This window comes from Pseudomonas karstica (assembly GCF_009707515.1).
Lineage (GTDB): Bacteria > Pseudomonadota > Gammaproteobacteria > Pseudomonadales > Pseudomonadaceae > Aquipseudomonas > Aquipseudomonas karstica.
In genome coordinates this window covers 18,516-35,772 of sequence record NZ_WLYI01000010.1, presented here as the reverse complement: position 1 = coordinate 35,772, position 17,257 = coordinate 18,516, and the positions used below count along the sequence as shown (strand labels likewise).

Sequence of the window (17,257 nt, the reverse complement as noted above, 5' to 3'; positions counted from 1 at the left end):
GAGTCATAGGTTAGCAAGAGGCTACTACGGGCTCACTGAAGGGCAGTTTCCGACCGATTCTGTTGAAAAAGTCGGCTTGCCCAAAACGCTCGAATATTGATGGATGAAAACACCTCTTTTGCACGCTGCTACGTGAAATCCGACTCCTGAACCTTCTGCGCAAAACTCAGACTTCAATCTCAGGCGCGTACTTTTCTGCCGTGGAATTCGAAGCCGACTTTTTCAACAGAATCGACCCAAAGCGGACAGTCGCGAGGGTCAGCTCTTGGCCGATAACTCGTGTTGCACGTCCAGAGGGCGGACGACTAAGCCGAACGGACCAGCTATCAATTCGGCTACGTGTGGTCCGCTAAGGCAGCTACCGGGCGGCTTCTCTACCCATTCAAAACATCTTTCAAGACAACTGATTTGACAAGTCTTAGAAGATTTGCATAACTGGTTATGCAAATTGAGGAGGTGCTATGGATATTTTACGAGAAATGCCCCATATCTTTTTAGGGAGCCGTCTTAAGCGACTTGCCGAGCAGATGCAAGCAGAAGCGAGTCTGTTGGCTAGCGATGTTGGCACTTTAGTTCCACCAGGGCTGTTTCCAATTCTGGCGCTGCTCGATAGCTCCAAAGGCTGCACTGTTGGGGATCTCGCCCGAGCCATCCGGGTGAGCCAGCCTGCAATGACAAAAAGTGTAAACAGGCTGACGGACGAAGGGCTCGTTGTCTCAAGCCGGGGGGAGAAAGACAAGCGGCAGTCCCTCGTCGAACTGACGGAGGCGGGGAGGGCTGCCGTCGATCAAGGCCGCCAGGTTGTATGGCCACTTATTGATATCGTGGTTCGCGACTTATTAGCCGGGATGTCGGGTCCTTTTCTGGAACAGCTTGATACTCTGGAAAATCGCTTGGCCGAGGAGTCTCTAGCTGAGCGCATTGATCGCCTTAACCCTGTCAGCTTGCGACCCGCCTGTGATGCAGATGTTGCTGGAGTCGTTTCGTTACTCAATCGGGCATATCGCGGCGAAGGTGAAGGAGCAAGTTGGACGACAGAAACTGGCCTGATTAGCGGAGACCGTATTTCGGAAACAACACTCAGGACTGAGATTGCACAGAAACCGCTCGCTTCGTTATTGGTATGGAAGAAGCGGGAAAACATCCTCGGGTGTGTATGGGTTGAGCCAGTGCAACCGGGGACTTGGTATCTCGGGTCATTGGCAATCGATCCAAAAAAACAGAATGCGCAGTGTGGACGGCAATTGCTCGCCGCCGCGGAGCAATGGTGCCAAACACGCGGCGCTGAGTGTATTCATATGACGGTGCTTGAAGCGCGCGACACGTTGATAAAGTGGTATGAGCGTCGGGGCTATTGCAAAACAGGTGAAACCGAACCTTTTCCTTATGACGACGACAGGTTTGGGGTTCCCAGCCGACCGGGTCTACAGTTCGAGGTCATGAAGAAAGTGCTGGAAACCTCAGCGAGTCACTCGATGCATCAGGTATTGAACACATGACGGTAGTGTTCAATTGATCCCAGACTCAGAGTTGAATTTTTTTCCGCAACAGCCAGATGCACGAAGCCTTTGCGCTGATACCTGAGTTAGCCGCGGAGTTCCTGCCAGTCGGCGCTAGGCTCATGTAGCCCCTCGGGACCCATCCCGTGTTCAGTTTCAGCCATGGACTGCCTTCATTCCAAGGAACCACCATGAACCGTCGAATATGTTTCGCTTTCTCGACCTGTTGAGTATTTCCAAGGCCGACATCGTGGGTTGGAGTGACGGCGCGATAATCGGCCTCGACTTGGCGATCCGCTACCCGCAACGCACCGGCAAAGTCTTCGCCTTCGCACCCAACACTCAAACCTCTGGAGTAAAGGAAGGAGTTGAAAATAATTTGACGTTCGCCGCCTTCATCAAGCGCGCCGGTAAGGAATATGTCCAGCTCTCGCCAACGCCCAAAAACTATGACGGTTTCGTCCAGAAAATCAGCCATATGTGGGCAAACCAGCCGAGCTGGAGCGATGCAGATCTGGCGAAAATCCACTCACCTGTGCTAATTGCCGGCGGCGATCACGATGAGGCCATCCAGCGTGATCATTTAGAATACATCGCCGCGACCATTCCTGGCGCAGGGCTGTTGATTCTGCCCAGGACCAGTCATTTCGCTTTCCTTCAGGACCCATCGCTCTTCAACACTGCGGTCGAGCATTTTCTGGATGAAAAATAGCGTACTTGTTGCACCGTTTTGGCGAGCGAAATCCATGCTTTGCTTGGTGAGCTTTAAGATTTTTCGCGACAGCCATAACGTAGCTGAGTTGTAAAAAACTCAGACACGTTCCTAAGATCAGCTGTTGAGAGTGACTTGCGAAATTTACTCTTTGCGGCGACCAGCTTACGGGTCGCATCACGGCCGTGGCAATCGCTCCAATATCACTTCAAGCGGATGACGCAATTGGCGACCCGCCAGGCGTTTGACCTGACTGCGGCACGAATAACCAGTAGCCAGCGCCTCGTCCTGCTTGTCCAGTTTTGTTGCCCAAGACTGCGCGAAGATGATGCGCGAGGTCTTCTGATTACGCGCCTCATGGCCGTAGGTACCGGACATGCCGCAGCAGCCGGTGGCTTCGGTTACCAAGTTCAGACCCAGTCGCGCAAAGACTTCTTGCCACTGTGAGGTGCTGGCCGTTGCGTTGGTCTTCTCGGTGCAGTGGGCCAGCAAACGAAACGTCTGCGATGCGGATTGGGTCGTGTCGGGCAGCACATCGGCGAGCCATTCCTGAGGCAACAAGACCTTGGGGCAATCAGTGAGTCCCCGCACCTTTTGATACTCCTGGCGATAGACCAGCGTCATCGCCGGATCAAGCCCCACCAGCGGCACGCCGCAATCGGCCAGCGCCTTGAGTTGCTTGCCATTGCGCACTGCCGCCCTGCTAAATGCGTTGAGGAAACCCTGCACATGCAGCGGCTTGCCATTGGCGCTGTACGGCGCGAGGAAGACTCGATAACCCATCTGGTGCGCCAGTTGAACGAAGGAGGCCAGCAATGGGGTTTCGAAATAACGGGTGAAGGCATCCTGCACCAGCACCACGCTGTATTGACGTTGTTCCTCGGTAAGTTCGCGTAGCGCCGAAACGTTGGCCACGCCGACCTTGCATGCACTCAATGTTGCTTGCAGGTTGTAGCGATGGATCAGCGGGCTGTCGACCATGCCGATGTGACGTTCCATCAGGTCGCTGACCCACTTCGAACCCATCAACGCGTTGTACAGCCCAGGCGCGTAGGCCATGTAGGGAATGGTGAATTCCAGTGAGCCAATCAGGTAGTCGCGCAGCGGCCGCTGATAACGGCGGTGGTAAAGCTCGAGGAAACGCGAGCGAAAATCCGGGACGTTGACCTTGATCGGGCACTGGCCTGCGCAGGATTTGCAGGCCAGGCAACCGGCCATCGCGTCGTAGACTTCATGAGAAAAGTCCGACTCGCCACGTTGACGGGCCATGTTGTTGCGTACCCGCGCAGGCAGCTCTTTGAGCCAGGAAACCTTGTCTAGAGCCGCATCCAGCACGTCGATGTTGGCCGCGCCTTGCAGACGCAACCACTCACGTATTAGCGAGGCCCGGCCTTTCGGCGAATGCTGGCGTTCGCGGGTGGCTTTCCACGACGGGCACATCGCGTCATTGGGGTCGAAGTTGTAGCAGGCGCCGTTGCCGTTGCAATGCACTGCGCTGCCGAAGCTCTGCCAGACACGCTCGTCGATGGTCCGGTCCAGATCGCCACGCAGGGTGACTTCGTTGACCTTGAGCAAACCCTCAGCAGCATCCGGTGGTGTGCAGATCTTTCCTGGGTTGAGCTGGTTATGCGGGTCGAAGGCTCCCTTGAGCGATTGCAGTGCAGGGTACAGTTCACCGAAGAACGCCGGCACGTATTCCGAACGCAACCCCTTGCCGTGCTCACCCCACAATAGGCCGCCGTAACGCTGGGTCAGCGCGGCGACGGCGTCGGAAATCGGCTTGACCAGCGCGGCCTGGGCCGGGTCTTTCATGTCCAGCGCCGGGCGCACATGCAACACACCGGCATCGACGTGACCGAACATGCCGTAGGCCAGACCATGGCCGTCGAGCAACGCACGGAACTCTGCGATGTAATCGGCCAGTTTCTCCGGCGGCACGGCGGTGTCTTCGACGAATGGCTGCGGACGAATCTCGCCTTCAACATTGCCCAACAGCCCGACCGAGCGTTTGCGCATGGTGTAGACGCGCGTCACCGCTTCGGCCCCTTCCGCCAAGGTGTGGCCAAGACGCTCGATTGTCTTGTCAGCTTGCAGATGTTCGACGAATGCCGCGACCCGCGCCTTCACTTCAGAGACTTCATCGCCGCTGAATTCCACCAGGTTGATGCCAAGAGTCGGGCGTTCGGCATCGGCGGGGAAGTATTCGGCGACGCTGTGCCAGACGATGTCTTTCATCGCCAGCATCAACACCTTAGAATCCACGGTTTCGATGGACAGCGGCCTCTTCTCAAGCAGCGCATTGGCATCGCGCAAGGCGTCCATGAAGCTGCTGTAACGGACATTCACCAGCACCGAATATTTCGGAATCGGCAATACATTGAGCTTGGCTTCGACCACGTAACCCAAAGAACCTTCGGCGCCACACAGCACGCTGTTGAGATTGAACCTGCCTTGCTCATCACGCAGGTGCGCCAGGTCGTACCCGGTCAGGCAGCGGTTAAGTTTGGGGAATACTGCTTCGATGAGGTCGGCCTGGGTTTCCTGGATGTGCCGCGCTGTGCGATAGACCTCGCCGATACGTCCGGGCTGCGCACAGACGGTTTCCAGTTCGGCGTCGGACAACGGCTGGCTGTGCAGACGCTCGCCGCCGAGCAACACGCTGTGCAATTCCAGTACGTGATCGCGGGTCTTGCCGTAGGTACAGCTGCCCTGGCCGCTGGCGTCGGTGTTGATCATGCCGCCGACGGTGGCGCGATTGGACGTCGACAGCTCCGGGGCGAAAAACAGTCCATGAGGTTTGAGGGCGGCATTGAGCTGGTCCTTAACCACACCCGCCTGCACCCGCACCCAACGCTCGGCGACGTTGATTTCGAGGATGGCGTTCATGTGCCGCGACAGGTCGACCACGATGCCATCGGTCAATGACTGGCCGTTGGTACCGGTGCCGCCACCGCGCGGGGTTAATTTAATCTGCTGGAAACGCGGCTCGACCATCAGGGCGGCAATGCGCGCGACGTCGTCTGCGTCCAGCGGGAACACCGCCGCTTGGGGCAGGCGCTGATAGATCGAGTTGTCAGTCGCCAGCACTGTGCGCGTGGCGTAGTCAGCGCTGAGCTGGCCGTGGAAACCGCTGGCACGCAGTGCGTCGAGAAATTCGGGGTACTGTGCCGCAGGGGCAGCTGTATGCAGTTGGGCGATCATCGTGGGATGGCCTCTTGGCAGTCTGAGCAAAGAAAAAACACTTGTCGTCGAGGCATATGTCGGTCAGCCTCACGTCATTATTTGCGCCAATGATCCTTAAGCATTCGGTGCATGACAAACCGATAATCATGCCGCTATCGATGACTTTTCTGAATGAATTACCGACACCTCACGCCCTCCATGTCCCTGCTGCTGGCTTTTGAGGCGGCTGCGCGGCATGAAAGTTACACGCGCGCCGCCGTCGAGCTGTCGTTGACCCAAAGTGCCGTCAGCCGTCAGGTTCAGGCCTTGGAGCAGCAACTGGGCTTGACATTGTTTCGCAGGGAAGGCCGCAGAGTGCAGTTGACCGATGTTGGGCGCCTGTACCAGCGGGAAATTAGTGAGGCGCTTGGGCGAATTCGCGGCGCCACATTGCAGGCAACGGCCTATCAATCCGGGGGTGAATCCTTGCGCCTGGCAACCTTGCCGACATTCGGCTCCAAGTGGCTGTTGCCACGTCTTCATGACTTCTATAAAACTCATCCCGGCATACTGGTTCATATCAACTCCCGCATCGACGCCATCGACTTCGAAACCAGTGGCATTGATGCCGCCATCGTCGTGGGCAATACCAATCTTCCGGGGCTCATTAGTCATCGTTTGCAAGTGGAGGAGTTGGTGGTGATCATCTCGCCGGAATTGGCCTGCGCACGCGATCTCTGGATGCCGGAACACATCGGTAGCCAAATGCTGTTGAATGTCGCGAATAATCCCAACGTCTGGGGCGACTGGTTCAGCCATCACCATCTGCCCCACCGCATGATGCGCCTGGGGCCGAGCTTCGAGCTGACATCACACTTGATACAGGCGGTGAAAGCGGGGATTGGTATCGGCCTGGTACCACGCATTCTGGTCGCCGAAGAGCTGCAAGGCCGGGAGCTGGTCAGTCTCGATCAACCCTTCTCCAGCCAACGCAATTATTTATTGGTGTACCCACCACGTAATGAAATGCTGCCTTCTCTGCAAGCGTTTCGGGCATGGCTATTGGCGCAGATTTGAGGGCTTCAATTAGCCATTAAGTTACTCAATTTAACAGCTGTCCTTTCGGGGCACCGATTGCTTTTACGCGTCGGTAATGCTCTACACCTGTGAATAGGCTGCACGGGGTATGCAGAAAACCATCTATCGACCCCCTGTTTTACACAAGCCAGTTCTTATCGCTGCCTAGTAGCATGTGGCTGCCGATCCACGCTGGGTCAAAGGCCAAACTGAATCAAAAATAATAATGTCAGTGATGGAGCCAAATGGAATGCATATTCCCTGGAGCAACACACCCTTTCTCACTGCCGATAATCCCCTTTGTCGAGACCATAAAGTCGCTTTTGCGCTTTTTGGCTGTCGCTTTAGCATGGAGTAAGGAATGTCAAATCCCAACCCTAAGACTCACAACACTTTTATTCTCCTGATAGCTGGTTTGATGGGCAAAACCAGTGTGTCTGTACAGCAGGCGTCATCCTTGCGCAGGCTATCTGAGCACGATACTCATGATTACGTTTGTTCCTCGTTGACAAGTCGGGAGATGGACGGCGTGTCTTGCTTGTCTCCTTTCTTGTGATCGGCGCAGGGCTGGTGGGAACAACGTACCTTTAGCTGCGCTGATCTTTCCCTGTCCAATCACGCATGTAAGTCACACATATTTTGCTGCCCTCCGCCTTTGTGAGGAAAAAAATGACTAATCTCGAAAAACGCACGCTGAAACATGGCCTTTCATCGCGGCAGGTGTCGATGATTTCCATTGCGGGAATAATTGGAGCTGGTTTATTCATCGGCTCATCCAAAGCGATTGCGACTGCTGGTCCGGCAATTCTCCTTTCTTATCTGATTGCAGGCATTCTGGTGTTGCTGGTCATGCGTATGTTAGGGGAGATGGCTGTCGCCAATCCCAATAGTGGATCGTTCTCCACTTACGCGGGCAGGGCAATCGGACCTTGGGCCGGCTTCACCATCGGCTGGTTGTATTGGTGGTTCTGGGTGCTGGTTATCCCGGTTGAAGCGATAGCCGGTGCAGATATCCTGCATGCCTGGGTGCCCGCTGTACCTTCCTGGTTGTTTGCGTTCGCGATCATGACAACACTCGCGTGCACCAACCTCATCAGCGTTAATAATTTCGGTGAGTTCGAATATTGGTTTTCGCTGGTGAAAGTCATTGCGATCATCGCCTTTATCGCGGTCGGCGGGCTGGCCATTTGTGGGTATTGGCCGTTGGCTACGGTGTCTGGTGTGGCCAATCTCACGGCAAACGGCGGTTTCATGCCTAACGGCTTCGGCGCAGTGCTGGGAGGCGTTCTGGTCACGATCTTTTCGTTCTTTGGCGCTGAAATTGTGACCATTGCAGCCGGCGAGACCGCCAACCCTCAGGATAAAATTCGTAAAGCGACTAACCTGGTGGTTTATCGCATCGCCATCTTCTATCTGGTGTCGATCTTCCTGGTGGTATCGCTGGTGGCCTGGAATGACCCTCAATTAGTGGCGGTGGGTTCCTTCCAGCGAGCGTTGGAAATCCTCAACGTTCCTGGCGCCAAGTTGATGGTGGATATTGTGGTTCTGGTTGCGGTGACCAGTTGCATGAATTCCGGCCTCTACACTGCGTCACGGATGCTCTACTCGTTGGCCGCTCGCGGCGAGGCACCGCGCAAAGCGCGGCATATCTCGCGTAACGGTGTACCAACATTCGCAGTGGCCGCTTCGACATTGGCGGGCTTTGCAGGGTGCTTTGTGAACTACGCGTTCCCGGGAAAGGTCTTCGGGTTTTTGTTATCAACCACGGGGGCTATTGCGTTGCTGGTTTACCTGGTTATCGCGATATCGCAACTTCGTATGCGCAAGGTCAAAGAGCAAGAAGGCCGAGAATTGGCTTTCAAGATGTGGCTATTTCCCTACCTGACCTGGTTCGTCATCGTGCTCATCAGCGTGGTACTGGGTTACATGCTGTTAAGCCCGGACTATCGATATGAAACCCTGATGACTGCCGGGGTGGCGGGATCGATGCTGATCATTGCACTGCTGCGCAAACGGCCCTGCGATAGTGTGTATGGCACCGATGACGCATACGATATTCCACTTCCTGGAAAGCAGACGGTTTAGGTCGGCCGTTCCATTGCCGACACTCGCCGATGCTCCTGCATCATGGGCCCCATGGTGCAGGAGCTTTTTGCTGTGCCTTTAAAGTACGAATACGACCATGAACCTTGCGACGATTGCGTTATTTCTGCCCGCTTGCTTCGCGTTGAACATGGCCCAGGGCCCAATAATCGCCTATCCGATAACGCAACCCAGTATGGCTACCGCGACACATGTGTTGCAGGCATCTGCAGTTTGCTCGCGCTTGCGCTGTTGATTGCGTTGACATCAGCGGGACTGACGGTAGCCCTGCGGGCATCGCAGACGGTGCTTCATGGGATCAAAGTGGCCGGTGCGGCTTATCTTTTTTATCTTGCGTACCGGTTATGGAACACTGCACTTCAGATGGGGCGCAAAACGGATCTTGCACCGGTGAGCCGCGTTGCACTGGCCGGGCAAGAGTTTTAGTTGCGATCGCCGAGCTTGACGTAGCAAGCGAGACGGCCGTCAGGGGATGAAGGTTGAGCAACTGAAGCGATAGCTTGTACATCACCTGCACCAGGTGCGCATCTGAGCGTACAGCATCTGAAGTCCTAAGCTGACGAGCACCATCTAGCAACGCAATCAGGCTTGCAGCGGTAATGCGTACGTCTTCCGTGTCAGCTGATTTGGCCCGGCATTTGGCCACGATGCCAGCCACCTCATCAACATACGCTGCAATCTCCTTCGCCAAGGCCGCCTGCCGTTCGCTGGCCAGGTGGCGCATTTCGGTCAACACTGATTTTTCTTCAGCGCCAAACGCAAACTGGTACCGAACATGAAAATGGACGAAGCGTTCAAGTAGACCCAACGGAGTCGCACGCTTGGGCTTTGCCTGCCGCCAGGCATCACATCGACGACCAATGACATTTTCAACGACCTGTTCCAAGACCGCCGCCTTGTTTTCGAAGTGGTAATACAGGCTTCCCGCCTGGAGCCCCATCTGCCTGGCCAGGCAGCGCATGGACATCGCGCCGTAGCCTATTTGCACAATCAACGCCGAGGCACAACTCAGGATAGTTTCGGCACTGTGGTAGGAAGGGGCATCAAGCTGGGAAAATGTCATTGGGGTACCTATTTAAGTTCAAATACCACATCGGCATAACCGACCAAATCACCGTCTTTTACCTTTGCGTCCGCCAGAGTTCCGTCCCGTTCGCTCACAATGTGTTCGAGCACGCCGCGGTATTCAAGAAAGGCCAGGATCTGGCCCTTCTTGATAGGGCTACCTGGCGCAACAAAGGGAGTGCTTTGTTGCGGATGCGTCAGTCGAACGATACCCATGCCGGGGGATTTCACCACAGGCGCGATGGGTGCGGGCTCGTGAAGGGGGGCGACCTTGGCCATGGGCGCGCGAGTCCCGAAGGTAACCTTCAAACGTTGGCCGACCTCCTCAAGTTCAAAGGTCTGAATCCGGCTCGAACCTGCAAGTGCCACCCATTGTTCGATTTCATCGTAAGTCATTTTGTCTGCCTCTGAGCTGGGCCTTCGCGCTCTTCCAGAAACCGCTCCAAGTGATGGATATCAGTGCCCCCCGTGACAAACCCAGGGTTTTGCAACAGGGTCTGGTGCAGCGCAATATTGGATTTCACACCCGTCAGAACGGCTTCACCGAGCGCGCCGCTCATACGGGCGATGGCTTCTTCACGGGACGCCGCGTGGACGATGCATTTGGCAATCAGTGAGTCGTAGTAAGGGGGAATGCTGTAGCCGCTATAAAGATGCGTATCAACCCGTACCCCTGGGCCAGCCGGTGCTACCCAACGTTCAACTTTTCCAGGGCAGGGAGCGAATGTGAAAGGATCCTCGGCGTTGATCCGGCATTCGATGGCATGACCGCGGAACCGAACATCCTTTTGTTCAAAGGAAAGTTCACACCCCATCGCGATACGCAGTTGTTCGCGGACGATATCGACGCCAGTGACCAACTCCGTCACTGGGTGCTCCACTTGCACCCGGGTGTTCATCTCGATGAAGTAGAACTCTCCATCTTCATAGAGGAATTCAAAGGTGCCAGCGCCTCGGTAGCCAATCATCTCGCAGGCTTTGACGCAGCGTTTGCCTAACGCGCGCAAGGCATTACGGTCGATGCCTGGGGCAGGGGCTTCCTCGATGACTTTCTGATTACGGCGCTGCATTGAGCAATCTCGCTCACCCAGCCATACGACCTTGCCATGGGCGTCGGCCAACACTTGAATCTCAATGTGGCGGGGGTGCTCCAGGAATTTTTCGAGATAGACTTCGGCATTACCGAATGCCCGTCCCGCTTCTTCCTTGGTGAGCGAAACAGCTGAGTCAAGTTGGTCGCTGGTCCTTACGATGCGCATACCGCGGCCACCGCCACCTCCCGAGGCCTTGATGATCAGCGGGTAACCGCAGGCGTTCGCCAGGGCATGGATTTGCTTCTTGTCGTCCGATAGTGCCTCGGGTGACCCCGGGACGCAGGGTACGCCTGCGCGGAGCATGGCTTGCTTGGCCGACACCTTATCGCCCATCAGGCGAATAGACGCTGCCGTCGGCCCAACAAACGCGAGCCCCGCATCTTCGACCAGTTGTGCGAAAGAAGCGCTTTCCGAAAGAAATCCGTAGCCTGGATGTATTGCGCCAGCGCCTGTGAGCTCGGCAGCTCGCAATAGCCGCTGCCCATCCAGGTAGCTTTCACTGGGAGGCCCAGCCCCTATGCAGATGGCTTGATCCGCCATTTTCACGTGCAGCAAGTCACGGTCTGCGTCCGAATACGCAGCTACCGTGCGCAGGCCCAAGTTCCTTGCAGCGCGCAGGATGCGTAATGCAATTTCACCGCGGTTGGCAATGAGCACCGTATCGAATGTGGTATTGGCCATTTCTCAACCCTCTTCGGCAATGATGAACAGTGGCAATCCGGACTCCACCATGCTGCCGTCGTCGATCAATATTTCCAGCACTCGGCCTGAAAGAGGGGATTCGATCGGGTTCAGCATTTTCATGGCTTCAATGATTGCCAGGGTCTGTCCTTCTTCTACCCGGTCGCCTACCGTTACAAACGGTGGCTCTTCTGGCGCTGAGCCGCGATAGAACGTCCCGCTGAGGCTGGACTTTACGGCATGGCCCTGCTGCAAGGACGACGGGGCCTCAGGCGAGGTCATCGGTTCTACCTGAGGTCCCTGGATAGCCGAACAATGCGCGGCGGCCCCTTCAATGGGGTGGAAGTTGAAGCGTACCCTGCTGTTATCTTCCGAATACTCCAGCTCGGTCAGGCCGGAACGCTCGGCGAGTTTGATCAAGCGTTCGATTAGCTCGATATTCATGACAGCCACCTTATTGTTATTGAGCTGCTGCTCACACGAAATTGCGAACTTCGATGCCTTCGATAACCAGGAGCTCGCGGATAGTCCGGGCGATTTCAACTGCCGCCGGGGTGTCGCTGTGAACGCAAACCGAGTCCACCGGGCACGGGAAAATCTTGCCCGACAGCGTTTCAACGCCCCCTCCACGGATCATCCGCACCACACGCTCGGCCGCCAGCTTAGGATCATGGATGATCGCCCCGGGTTCTTTGCGCGACTGCAAGTGACCTTGTTCGGTGTAGGCGCGGTCGGCGAAGATTTCCGCACGAGTGACAAGGCCCATGTCCTGCGCGATCTTGGCGTGGTCGCCTACGGCCATGACCAGACAGATCAACTCAGGGTCGACAGCCTTGACGGCGCGGCATACGGCTGCGGCGACCGATGGATCTTGCGCGGTGAGATTACTCAGCGCGCCATGGGCCTTTACGTGCGTAATCGGATGTGCCGCGTAGTTGGAAAGCGCCTGGGCGGCTCCAATCTGATAGGCCACGAGGCGTTCGATCTGTCCTGGCGAAAATGCCATGACGCGCCGACCGAAGCCCCAGAGGTCCGGAAACCCGGGATGTGCACCCACTGCGACATTTCGTGCCTTGGCCATGGCGAAGGTCTGCGCCATGATTTCAGGGTCACCGGCATGGAAGCCGCAGGCGATATTTGCGGAGGTCACGACGTCAAGGATGGCGTCGTCATCGCCCATGGTGTAGGCACCAAAACCTTCCCCCATATCAGTATTCAGATCCACCCTAAGTGACTTGGACATGGCAATACCTCGGTTCAAAATAGTGAGCGGCTGCCGACGGCGATCGCCTTGTGTAAGCGTTCCAGTGACGCGTCGACTTCCGTTTGCGCCTCCAGCGCTTGTTCATGAGTGACAAGTGTGAAGCGGAAAACGCTGTCGACCGGCAACTGCGCGAGACGTGGAATGTCCGCGTCGATGACGTTGGCAATTTTTGGATAGCCTCCACAGGTATTGGCGTCTGCCATCTGTACGATTGGCTGGCCGGAAGGCGGTACTTGCACCGTCCCTGGAAGAATGCCGTGTGAAAGCATCTCCATTTTATTGCGCGGTGTGATAACGGGGCCGCTCAGGCGTATGCCCATGCGGTTGGACTCCTGGGTGACCTTCCACTCGCTGTGGAAGAACTGCGCTAAGGCGTGTTCGCTGAATTGCGAATACTCGGCACCGGGGGTCAGTCGGATCTGCGTCGAACCCATCGACACGGCACTTGGCGCGCAGACGCCACCTTTGAAAGGCGGTTGTGACGTTTGGAAAGTGGCGATAGTGTCACCCCGTTTGAGGCCCCTGCCGTCGAGACCACCCAGCGCGCTTTTCAAGTCGGTGGATCTAGATCCCATGACGGGCTCCACGTCTAATCCGCCAGCGAAGCAAACGTAGACGCGACTGCCCTTTTCAGGTGGTTCAACGACAAGCGTATCGCCTGCTTTGGCATCACACACCCATTGCGGTGCGAGCGGGATGCCTGAAAGCTGCATTCGGCATTCTGCACCGACAATGGTAAATACCTGGGGCGTCAGGAACCTGAGCTTAAAGGGGAACATTGCGATTTCCAGCGCAGCACATTCGGGCGTGTTGCCCAGCACCAGGTTACCCACCCTCAGCGCCAAGGTGTCCATCGCTCCGGATTGGGCGACGCCAATATTCAGATACCCGAACCGGCCGAGATCCTGAATCGAGTTCAACGCGCCTGTAGAGAGAATTTCGATCACTGTGCAATCCCCTCAACGATAAAGCGGATTCGATCACCCGGACGCAAGAGCGCTGCCTTTGACGCCTTCGCATCGAAGAGTGTCGTGGGGGTATGGCCGATCACGTGCCAGCCGGAAGGGGCCCTGCACGGCGTGATGCCAGCGTGGCTTCCACCGATGGTGATTGAGCCGCTCTCGAGGCTCAGCCTTGGTGTGGAGCGTCGCGCTATGGCGATGCGCGGATCCAAGCCTGTCAGGTATGGGAAACCTGGCATGGCGCCGATGCAGGCGACCTGATATTCACAAGCGCTATGAACCTGGATAAACTCCTCCACGCTCATTCCGCAGTGTTTTGCGGCGGCTGGCAGATCCTCCCCTTTGGTGCCACCGTAATACACCGGAATTTCGAACGTGGTGCCTTGGATTTGCGTCGCCGGGGTCTGTTGCCAGAGGGTGGCAAGTTGATCCATCAGCGCCCCTGGCTGTTGCTTCATGGGATCGTACACCACCAGCAAGCTGTTAACCCCAGGAACTGCTTCGAGGATGTGCGGCAGCAACGCTACCCTCTCGGCGAGCGCGATGATCTTGTTCTGAACCTGACAGTCGGCGTGTGCCTGCGCGGCATTCAGGAAAATGCCGCGTGTGCCTGCAATGCTCAACGTCGGTGTGATATTGAGGTTAGCCATGGCCAGGCTCATTCACTGACGGGTACGGTGTAGTTGAGAACCAATCGACCGCCGTCTGGGTAGATGGTTTGGCCGACGATATAGGAGGCATCGTCGCTCGCCAGGAACGATGCGACGCTTGCCACCTCCGAAGCCTCACCAAGGCGACCGATAGGTGTGCGCGACAACACGGTATGGCGCTGCTCTTCGCTGGCCATAACGGAGTTCATGACCAGCTCGGTTGCGATGGTGCCAGGGCCGAGGGCGTTTACTCGAATGCCGTGTTTGATCAGCGCTACGGCCATGACGGCGGTCAACTGCTTCACTGCCCCTTTGGATACGGCGTACGCCACCGCACTAGGGTTGGCCAGAATGGCGTTGATGGAGGACATATTGATAATTGAGCCTTTGATGCCCATTTCGATCATGACGCGCGCCGCTGCCTGACCAATCAAAAACGGCGACTTGAGGTTGACCCGTTGGATCTTGTCGAAGATATCTTCCGGAAAGTCGACAAAATCGGCTGTGTGAATAATTCCTGCGTTGCACAGCACAATGTCAATAGAACCAAAATGATCAACGGCCGTGGCGACGATGGCGGCGGCCATGGCACTGTCAATTTCGCTGAGATCGGCGGCAAACCACGTAGCGTTGGCCCCTAGGCGCTCTGCCTGTTGTTTAACTTTCTCGGCTTGCACATCGACCAATACCACCCTGGCACCTTCTTCCAGAAAACGCTCGGCACACGCCAAGCCCAAGCCTTGGGCCGCGCCGGTTACCAGTGCAACTTTTCCTTTATGTTTCATATGCAATATCTCCAACAAAGTGAATACAGGCCGCGTCAGTTTTGAACGATGTGACTGCTAGCTACAGCGCGTATCGAGGACATGTGGTTGTTATGTTCGGAACTTGCCACCGCGGTGGTTTTTTCGATTGAATTTTCCAAGTCGTGACTACCTACTAAATTCCGGTAGTGCGATCCATGCTACTTGCAAGGCAATTGCCTGGCTTGCACTGGGCACGGTGTCTTTTGGCGGATTTCTGCATAGTCTTGTGCTGAGCGATGGCACTGAACCTGCAAGTTCTGTCTTGGAGCGGGGCAGGGCGAAGCGCTCCGATTGAGGCAAGCGGCCAGCCAATCGTCTCTGACAAGAAAGGTGATTACTCAGCCGGAAGGCGATCTGGCCCCGAGGCAGCTTCTCTTGACGATACCTATAGGCAGGCTTTGAACTAAAAAAGTGTGCAGAAAACCGTATTTTTCTGCGGGGTCTCTTCAAGACACTCGCGTCAGGAACGCTGCACACTACCGCCACGAACAAAAAGAGGCGGAGATACCATGACCCAGGCAACGGAAACGGTAGTCATCATAGGCGGAGCAATTATTGGAAGCTTTGCTGCTTACTTTCTACGCAAAGAAGGTTTTCAAGGTGCTATCAAGGTTATTGAGAAAGACAGTACCTATCAGTTTTCCTCCACAGCGCTTTCCGCGGCATCGGTGCGTACTCAATTCGGCTGCGATTTCAATATTGGAATGAGTCTGTTCGGTGTTGAGGTATTCAAAAACGTAAAGCGTTACTTTGGTGATGATGCTGATATCGGTTTTGATGAGCGCGGTTACTTGATGCTGGGGTCCGCGCAGTCTATTGAAGGGCAGCGCAACAACGCACTGATGCAGCGCGAGCAAGGGGCAAGCATCGATATTCTTACCCCCGAACAAGCCGCTGCTCGCTATTCCTGGCTTAACGTCGACGATATCGGCATCGCCACCTATGGCAGCGCTAATGAAGGGTGGTTTGACGCCTGGGCGTTGTTGCAGCTGGTGCGTAAGCAAGCCCGGAAACTGGGCGCAGAGTATGTAGACGGGGAGGTGGTTGCCATTGAGGCCTCGGCAGACTCCGTCGTCGGTGTGCGCCTGGCCGATGGCACATGCGTTCCTTGCGACTGGTGTGTAAACGCGGCAGGGCCAGCCGGTGGGAAAATAGCCGAGCTGTTGGGTATTCATATCCCAGTAGAGCCGCGCAAGCGCACCGTCTTTCATTTCACCGCGCCTGTGCCTGGCGAGGGCTTCCCTATGCTTTTTGACAATTCCGGTTTATGGATCCGTCCAGAAGGCGATGGCTTTATCGCAGGCATCGCTCCGGATGAGGTGGATGACCTTCATCCCGCTGATGATTTTGAGCCCGCACACGATCTGCTTGAAGGCAAGCTTTGGGAGCTCCTGGCGCATCGAATCCCTGCGATGGAACAGATACGCCTGCGGCGAGCCTGGGCTGGGCACTACGAAATGAACCTGCTGGACCACAACGGCATCGTTGGTCCTCATGACCGTTTGAAGAATTTCTTGTTCGCTACCGGGTTTTCCGGGCATGGGGTCATGCACTCGCCCGCGGTCGGCCGGGCAATCGCCGAACTGGTCACTCATCGGCGTTATACCACGCTGGACCTGACACCCCTGGGCTTTGAGCGGATTCGCGATAGCAAACCGATTGTCGAGTCGGTCGTTTACTGAGTCGCTATGCAAAGGGATTAACAGGCATGAGTACGATTGAAGAACTGCTCCAAAAACATGCGTTGGTTTTACCCGCGGTATCCATGGGGGCTGGCAATTATCAGCCCTTCTACCGGGTCGGAAATTTATTATTCCTGAGCGGGCAGGGCCCACGTGATGAGGACAATAAATTACGTACCGGTCGTTTAGGCGAGAACTACACCACCGAACAAGGTGCCCAGGATGCTCAGCGCATAGGCTTGCAATTGATCGCTACCGCCAAGCTGGCTTTAGGGGACCTCGACAGGGTGAAGGGCGTTGTGAAGATCCTTGGTTTGGTAAATTGCATGCCAGCCTATACCGAGCAGCCCAAGGTGATCGATGGCTGCAGCAAGCTGTTCAAGCTGGTGCTGCCGGATGCACCCGGGCATAGCCGTTCTGCCGTGGGCACCAACAGCCTGCCTGGAGGTATCTCTGTCGAGATTGAAGCAATTTTTGAAGTCGATTGATCGTGCCGTGGC

Annotated in this window: 13 protein-coding genes and 3 pseudogenes; 7 read left to right on the top strand and 9 right to left on the bottom strand. The window is 56.0% G+C overall.

Going from position 1 to position 17,257, the window contains the following annotated elements; all coding sequences use genetic code 11:
- The first annotated feature begins 461 nt into the window (after nt 1-461).
- Entirely contained in the window at nt 462-1,499 is a 1,038-nt protein-coding gene (locus tag GIR22_RS09215; protein WP_154743033.1) for a bifunctional helix-turn-helix transcriptional regulator/GNAT family N-acetyltransferase, read from the top strand.
- A gap of 217 nt (nt 1,500-1,716) precedes the next feature.
- Nucleotides 1,717-2,211 (top strand): annotated as a pseudogene (locus GIR22_RS09210) (alpha/beta fold hydrolase); the annotation flags it as partial.
- 177 nt (nt 2,212-2,388) lie between these two features.
- Here GIR22_RS09210 and ydiJ read toward each other — a convergent pair.
- Nucleotides 2,389-5,412 (bottom strand): D-2-hydroxyglutarate dehydrogenase YdiJ, encoded by a 3,024-nt coding sequence (gene ydiJ, locus GIR22_RS09205; RefSeq protein ID WP_154743032.1) that lies wholly within the window; start codon nt 5,410-5,412, stop codon nt 2,389-2,391.
- Between the two features lie 153 nt (nt 5,413-5,565).
- Here ydiJ and GIR22_RS09200 point away from each other — a divergent pair, with 153 nt between their 5' ends.
- From GIR22_RS09200 to GIR22_RS09190, 3 genes and pseudogenes are all read left to right on the top strand, one after another.
- A complete protein-coding gene (locus GIR22_RS09200; protein WP_154743031.1) occupies nt 5,566-6,450 on the top strand; it encodes a LysR substrate-binding domain-containing protein in 885 nt (294 codons plus the stop codon).
- A 669-nt stretch (nt 6,451-7,119) separates the two neighbouring features.
- Nucleotides 7,120-8,535: an amino acid permease gene (locus GIR22_RS09195; protein WP_154743030.1), complete on the top strand. Its 1,416-nt coding sequence runs from the start codon at nt 7,120-7,122 to the stop codon at nt 8,533-8,535.
- Between the two features lie 97 nt (nt 8,536-8,632).
- A pseudogene (locus tag GIR22_RS09190) lies at nt 8,633-8,976 on the top strand (LysE family translocator); the annotation flags it as partial.
- A 463-nt stretch (nt 8,977-9,439) separates the two neighbouring features.
- On the opposite strand, the pseudogene GIR22_RS26735 reads toward GIR22_RS09190, so the two are convergent.
- The 8 genes and pseudogenes from GIR22_RS26735 to GIR22_RS09150 form a co-directional block, all read right to left on the bottom strand.
- Nucleotides 9,440-9,616, bottom strand: a pseudogene (locus GIR22_RS26735) (TetR/AcrR family transcriptional regulator); the annotation flags it as partial.
- 8 nt (nt 9,617-9,624) lie between these two features.
- A complete protein-coding gene (locus GIR22_RS09180; RefSeq protein WP_154743028.1) occupies nt 9,625-10,014 on the bottom strand; it encodes an acetyl-CoA carboxylase biotin carboxyl carrier protein in 390 nt (129 codons plus the stop codon).
- A complete protein-coding gene (gene accC / locus GIR22_RS09175) occupies nt 10,011-11,393 on the bottom strand; it encodes an acetyl-CoA carboxylase biotin carboxylase subunit (RefSeq protein WP_154743027.1) in 1,383 nt (460 codons plus the stop codon). The genes GIR22_RS09180 and accC overlap by 4 nt, the downstream gene beginning before the upstream one ends.
- A 3-nt stretch (nt 11,394-11,396) precedes the next feature.
- Complete coding sequence (gene accB / locus GIR22_RS09170) at nt 11,397-11,837, bottom strand: acetyl-CoA carboxylase biotin carboxyl carrier protein (protein WP_154743026.1); 441 nt, start codon at nt 11,835-11,837, stop codon at nt 11,397-11,399.
- Between the two features lie 31 nt (nt 11,838-11,868).
- Nucleotides 11,869-12,636 carry a LamB/YcsF family protein gene (locus GIR22_RS09165; RefSeq protein WP_154743025.1) on the bottom strand — a complete coding sequence of 256 codons (768 nt, stop codon included), beginning with the start codon at nt 12,634-12,636 and terminating at the stop codon, nt 11,869-11,871.
- A gap of 14 nt (nt 12,637-12,650) precedes the next feature.
- Entirely contained in the window at nt 12,651-13,604 is a 954-nt protein-coding gene (locus GIR22_RS09160) for a 5-oxoprolinase subunit C family protein (RefSeq protein WP_154743024.1), read from the bottom strand.
- Nucleotides 13,601-14,269, bottom strand: coding sequence for a 5-oxoprolinase subunit PxpB (gene pxpB / locus GIR22_RS09155; RefSeq protein WP_154743023.1), 669 nt, complete (start codon nt 14,267-14,269; stop codon nt 13,601-13,603). Before pxpB ends, GIR22_RS09160 begins: the two co-directional genes overlap by 4 nt.
- An 8-nt stretch (nt 14,270-14,277) precedes the next feature.
- Nucleotides 14,278-15,072, bottom strand: coding sequence for an SDR family NAD(P)-dependent oxidoreductase (locus tag GIR22_RS09150; protein ID WP_246208141.1), 795 nt, complete (start codon nt 15,070-15,072; stop codon nt 14,278-14,280).
- A 512-nt stretch (nt 15,073-15,584) separates the two neighbouring features.
- Here GIR22_RS09150 and GIR22_RS09145 point away from each other — a divergent pair.
- Nucleotides 15,585-16,757, top strand: a complete 1,173-nt coding sequence (locus tag GIR22_RS09145; RefSeq protein WP_154743022.1) for an NAD(P)/FAD-dependent oxidoreductase — start codon at nt 15,585-15,587, stop codon at nt 16,755-16,757.
- Between the two features lie 26 nt (nt 16,758-16,783).
- Nucleotides 16,784-17,245 carry a RidA family protein gene (locus tag GIR22_RS09140; protein WP_154743021.1) on the top strand — a complete coding sequence of 154 codons (462 nt, stop codon included), beginning with the start codon at nt 16,784-16,786 and terminating at the stop codon, nt 17,243-17,245.
- Nucleotides 17,246-17,257 lie beyond the last annotated feature (12 nt).

Excerpts from the sequence above, each read along its gene's own strand:
- GIR22_RS09200 (WP_154743031.1), top strand. The coding sequence starts at position 5,566 with ATGAATTACCGACACCTCACGCCCTCCATGTCCCTGCTGCTGGCTTTT.
- GIR22_RS09180 (WP_154743028.1), bottom strand. The coding sequence starts at position 10,014 with ATGACTTACGATGAAATCGAACAATGGGTGGCACTTGCAGGTTCGAGC.
- GIR22_RS09165 (WP_154743025.1), bottom strand. The coding sequence starts at position 12,636 with ATGTCCAAGTCACTTAGGGTGGATCTGAATACTGATATGGGGGAAGGT.
- accC (WP_154743027.1), bottom strand. The coding sequence starts at position 11,393 with ATGGCCAATACCACATTCGATACGGTGCTCATTGCCAACCGCGGTGAA.
- accB (WP_154743026.1), bottom strand. The coding sequence starts at position 11,837 with ATGAATATCGAGCTAATCGAACGCTTGATCAAACTCGCCGAGCGTTCC.
- ydiJ (WP_154743032.1), bottom strand. The coding sequence starts at position 5,412 with ATGATCGCCCAACTGCATACAGCTGCCCCTGCGGCACAGTACCCCGAA.
- GIR22_RS09145 (WP_154743022.1), top strand. The coding sequence starts at position 15,585 with ATGACCCAGGCAACGGAAACGGTAGTCATCATAGGCGGAGCAATTATT.
- GIR22_RS09140 (WP_154743021.1), top strand. The coding sequence starts at position 16,784 with ATGAGTACGATTGAAGAACTGCTCCAAAAACATGCGTTGGTTTTACCC.
- GIR22_RS09195 (WP_154743030.1), top strand. The coding sequence starts at position 7,120 with ATGACTAATCTCGAAAAACGCACGCTGAAACATGGCCTTTCATCGCGG.
- GIR22_RS09215 (WP_154743033.1), top strand. The coding sequence starts at position 462 with ATGGATATTTTACGAGAAATGCCCCATATCTTTTTAGGGAGCCGTCTT.
- pxpB (WP_154743023.1), bottom strand. The coding sequence starts at position 14,269 with ATGGCTAACCTCAATATCACACCGACGTTGAGCATTGCAGGCACACGC.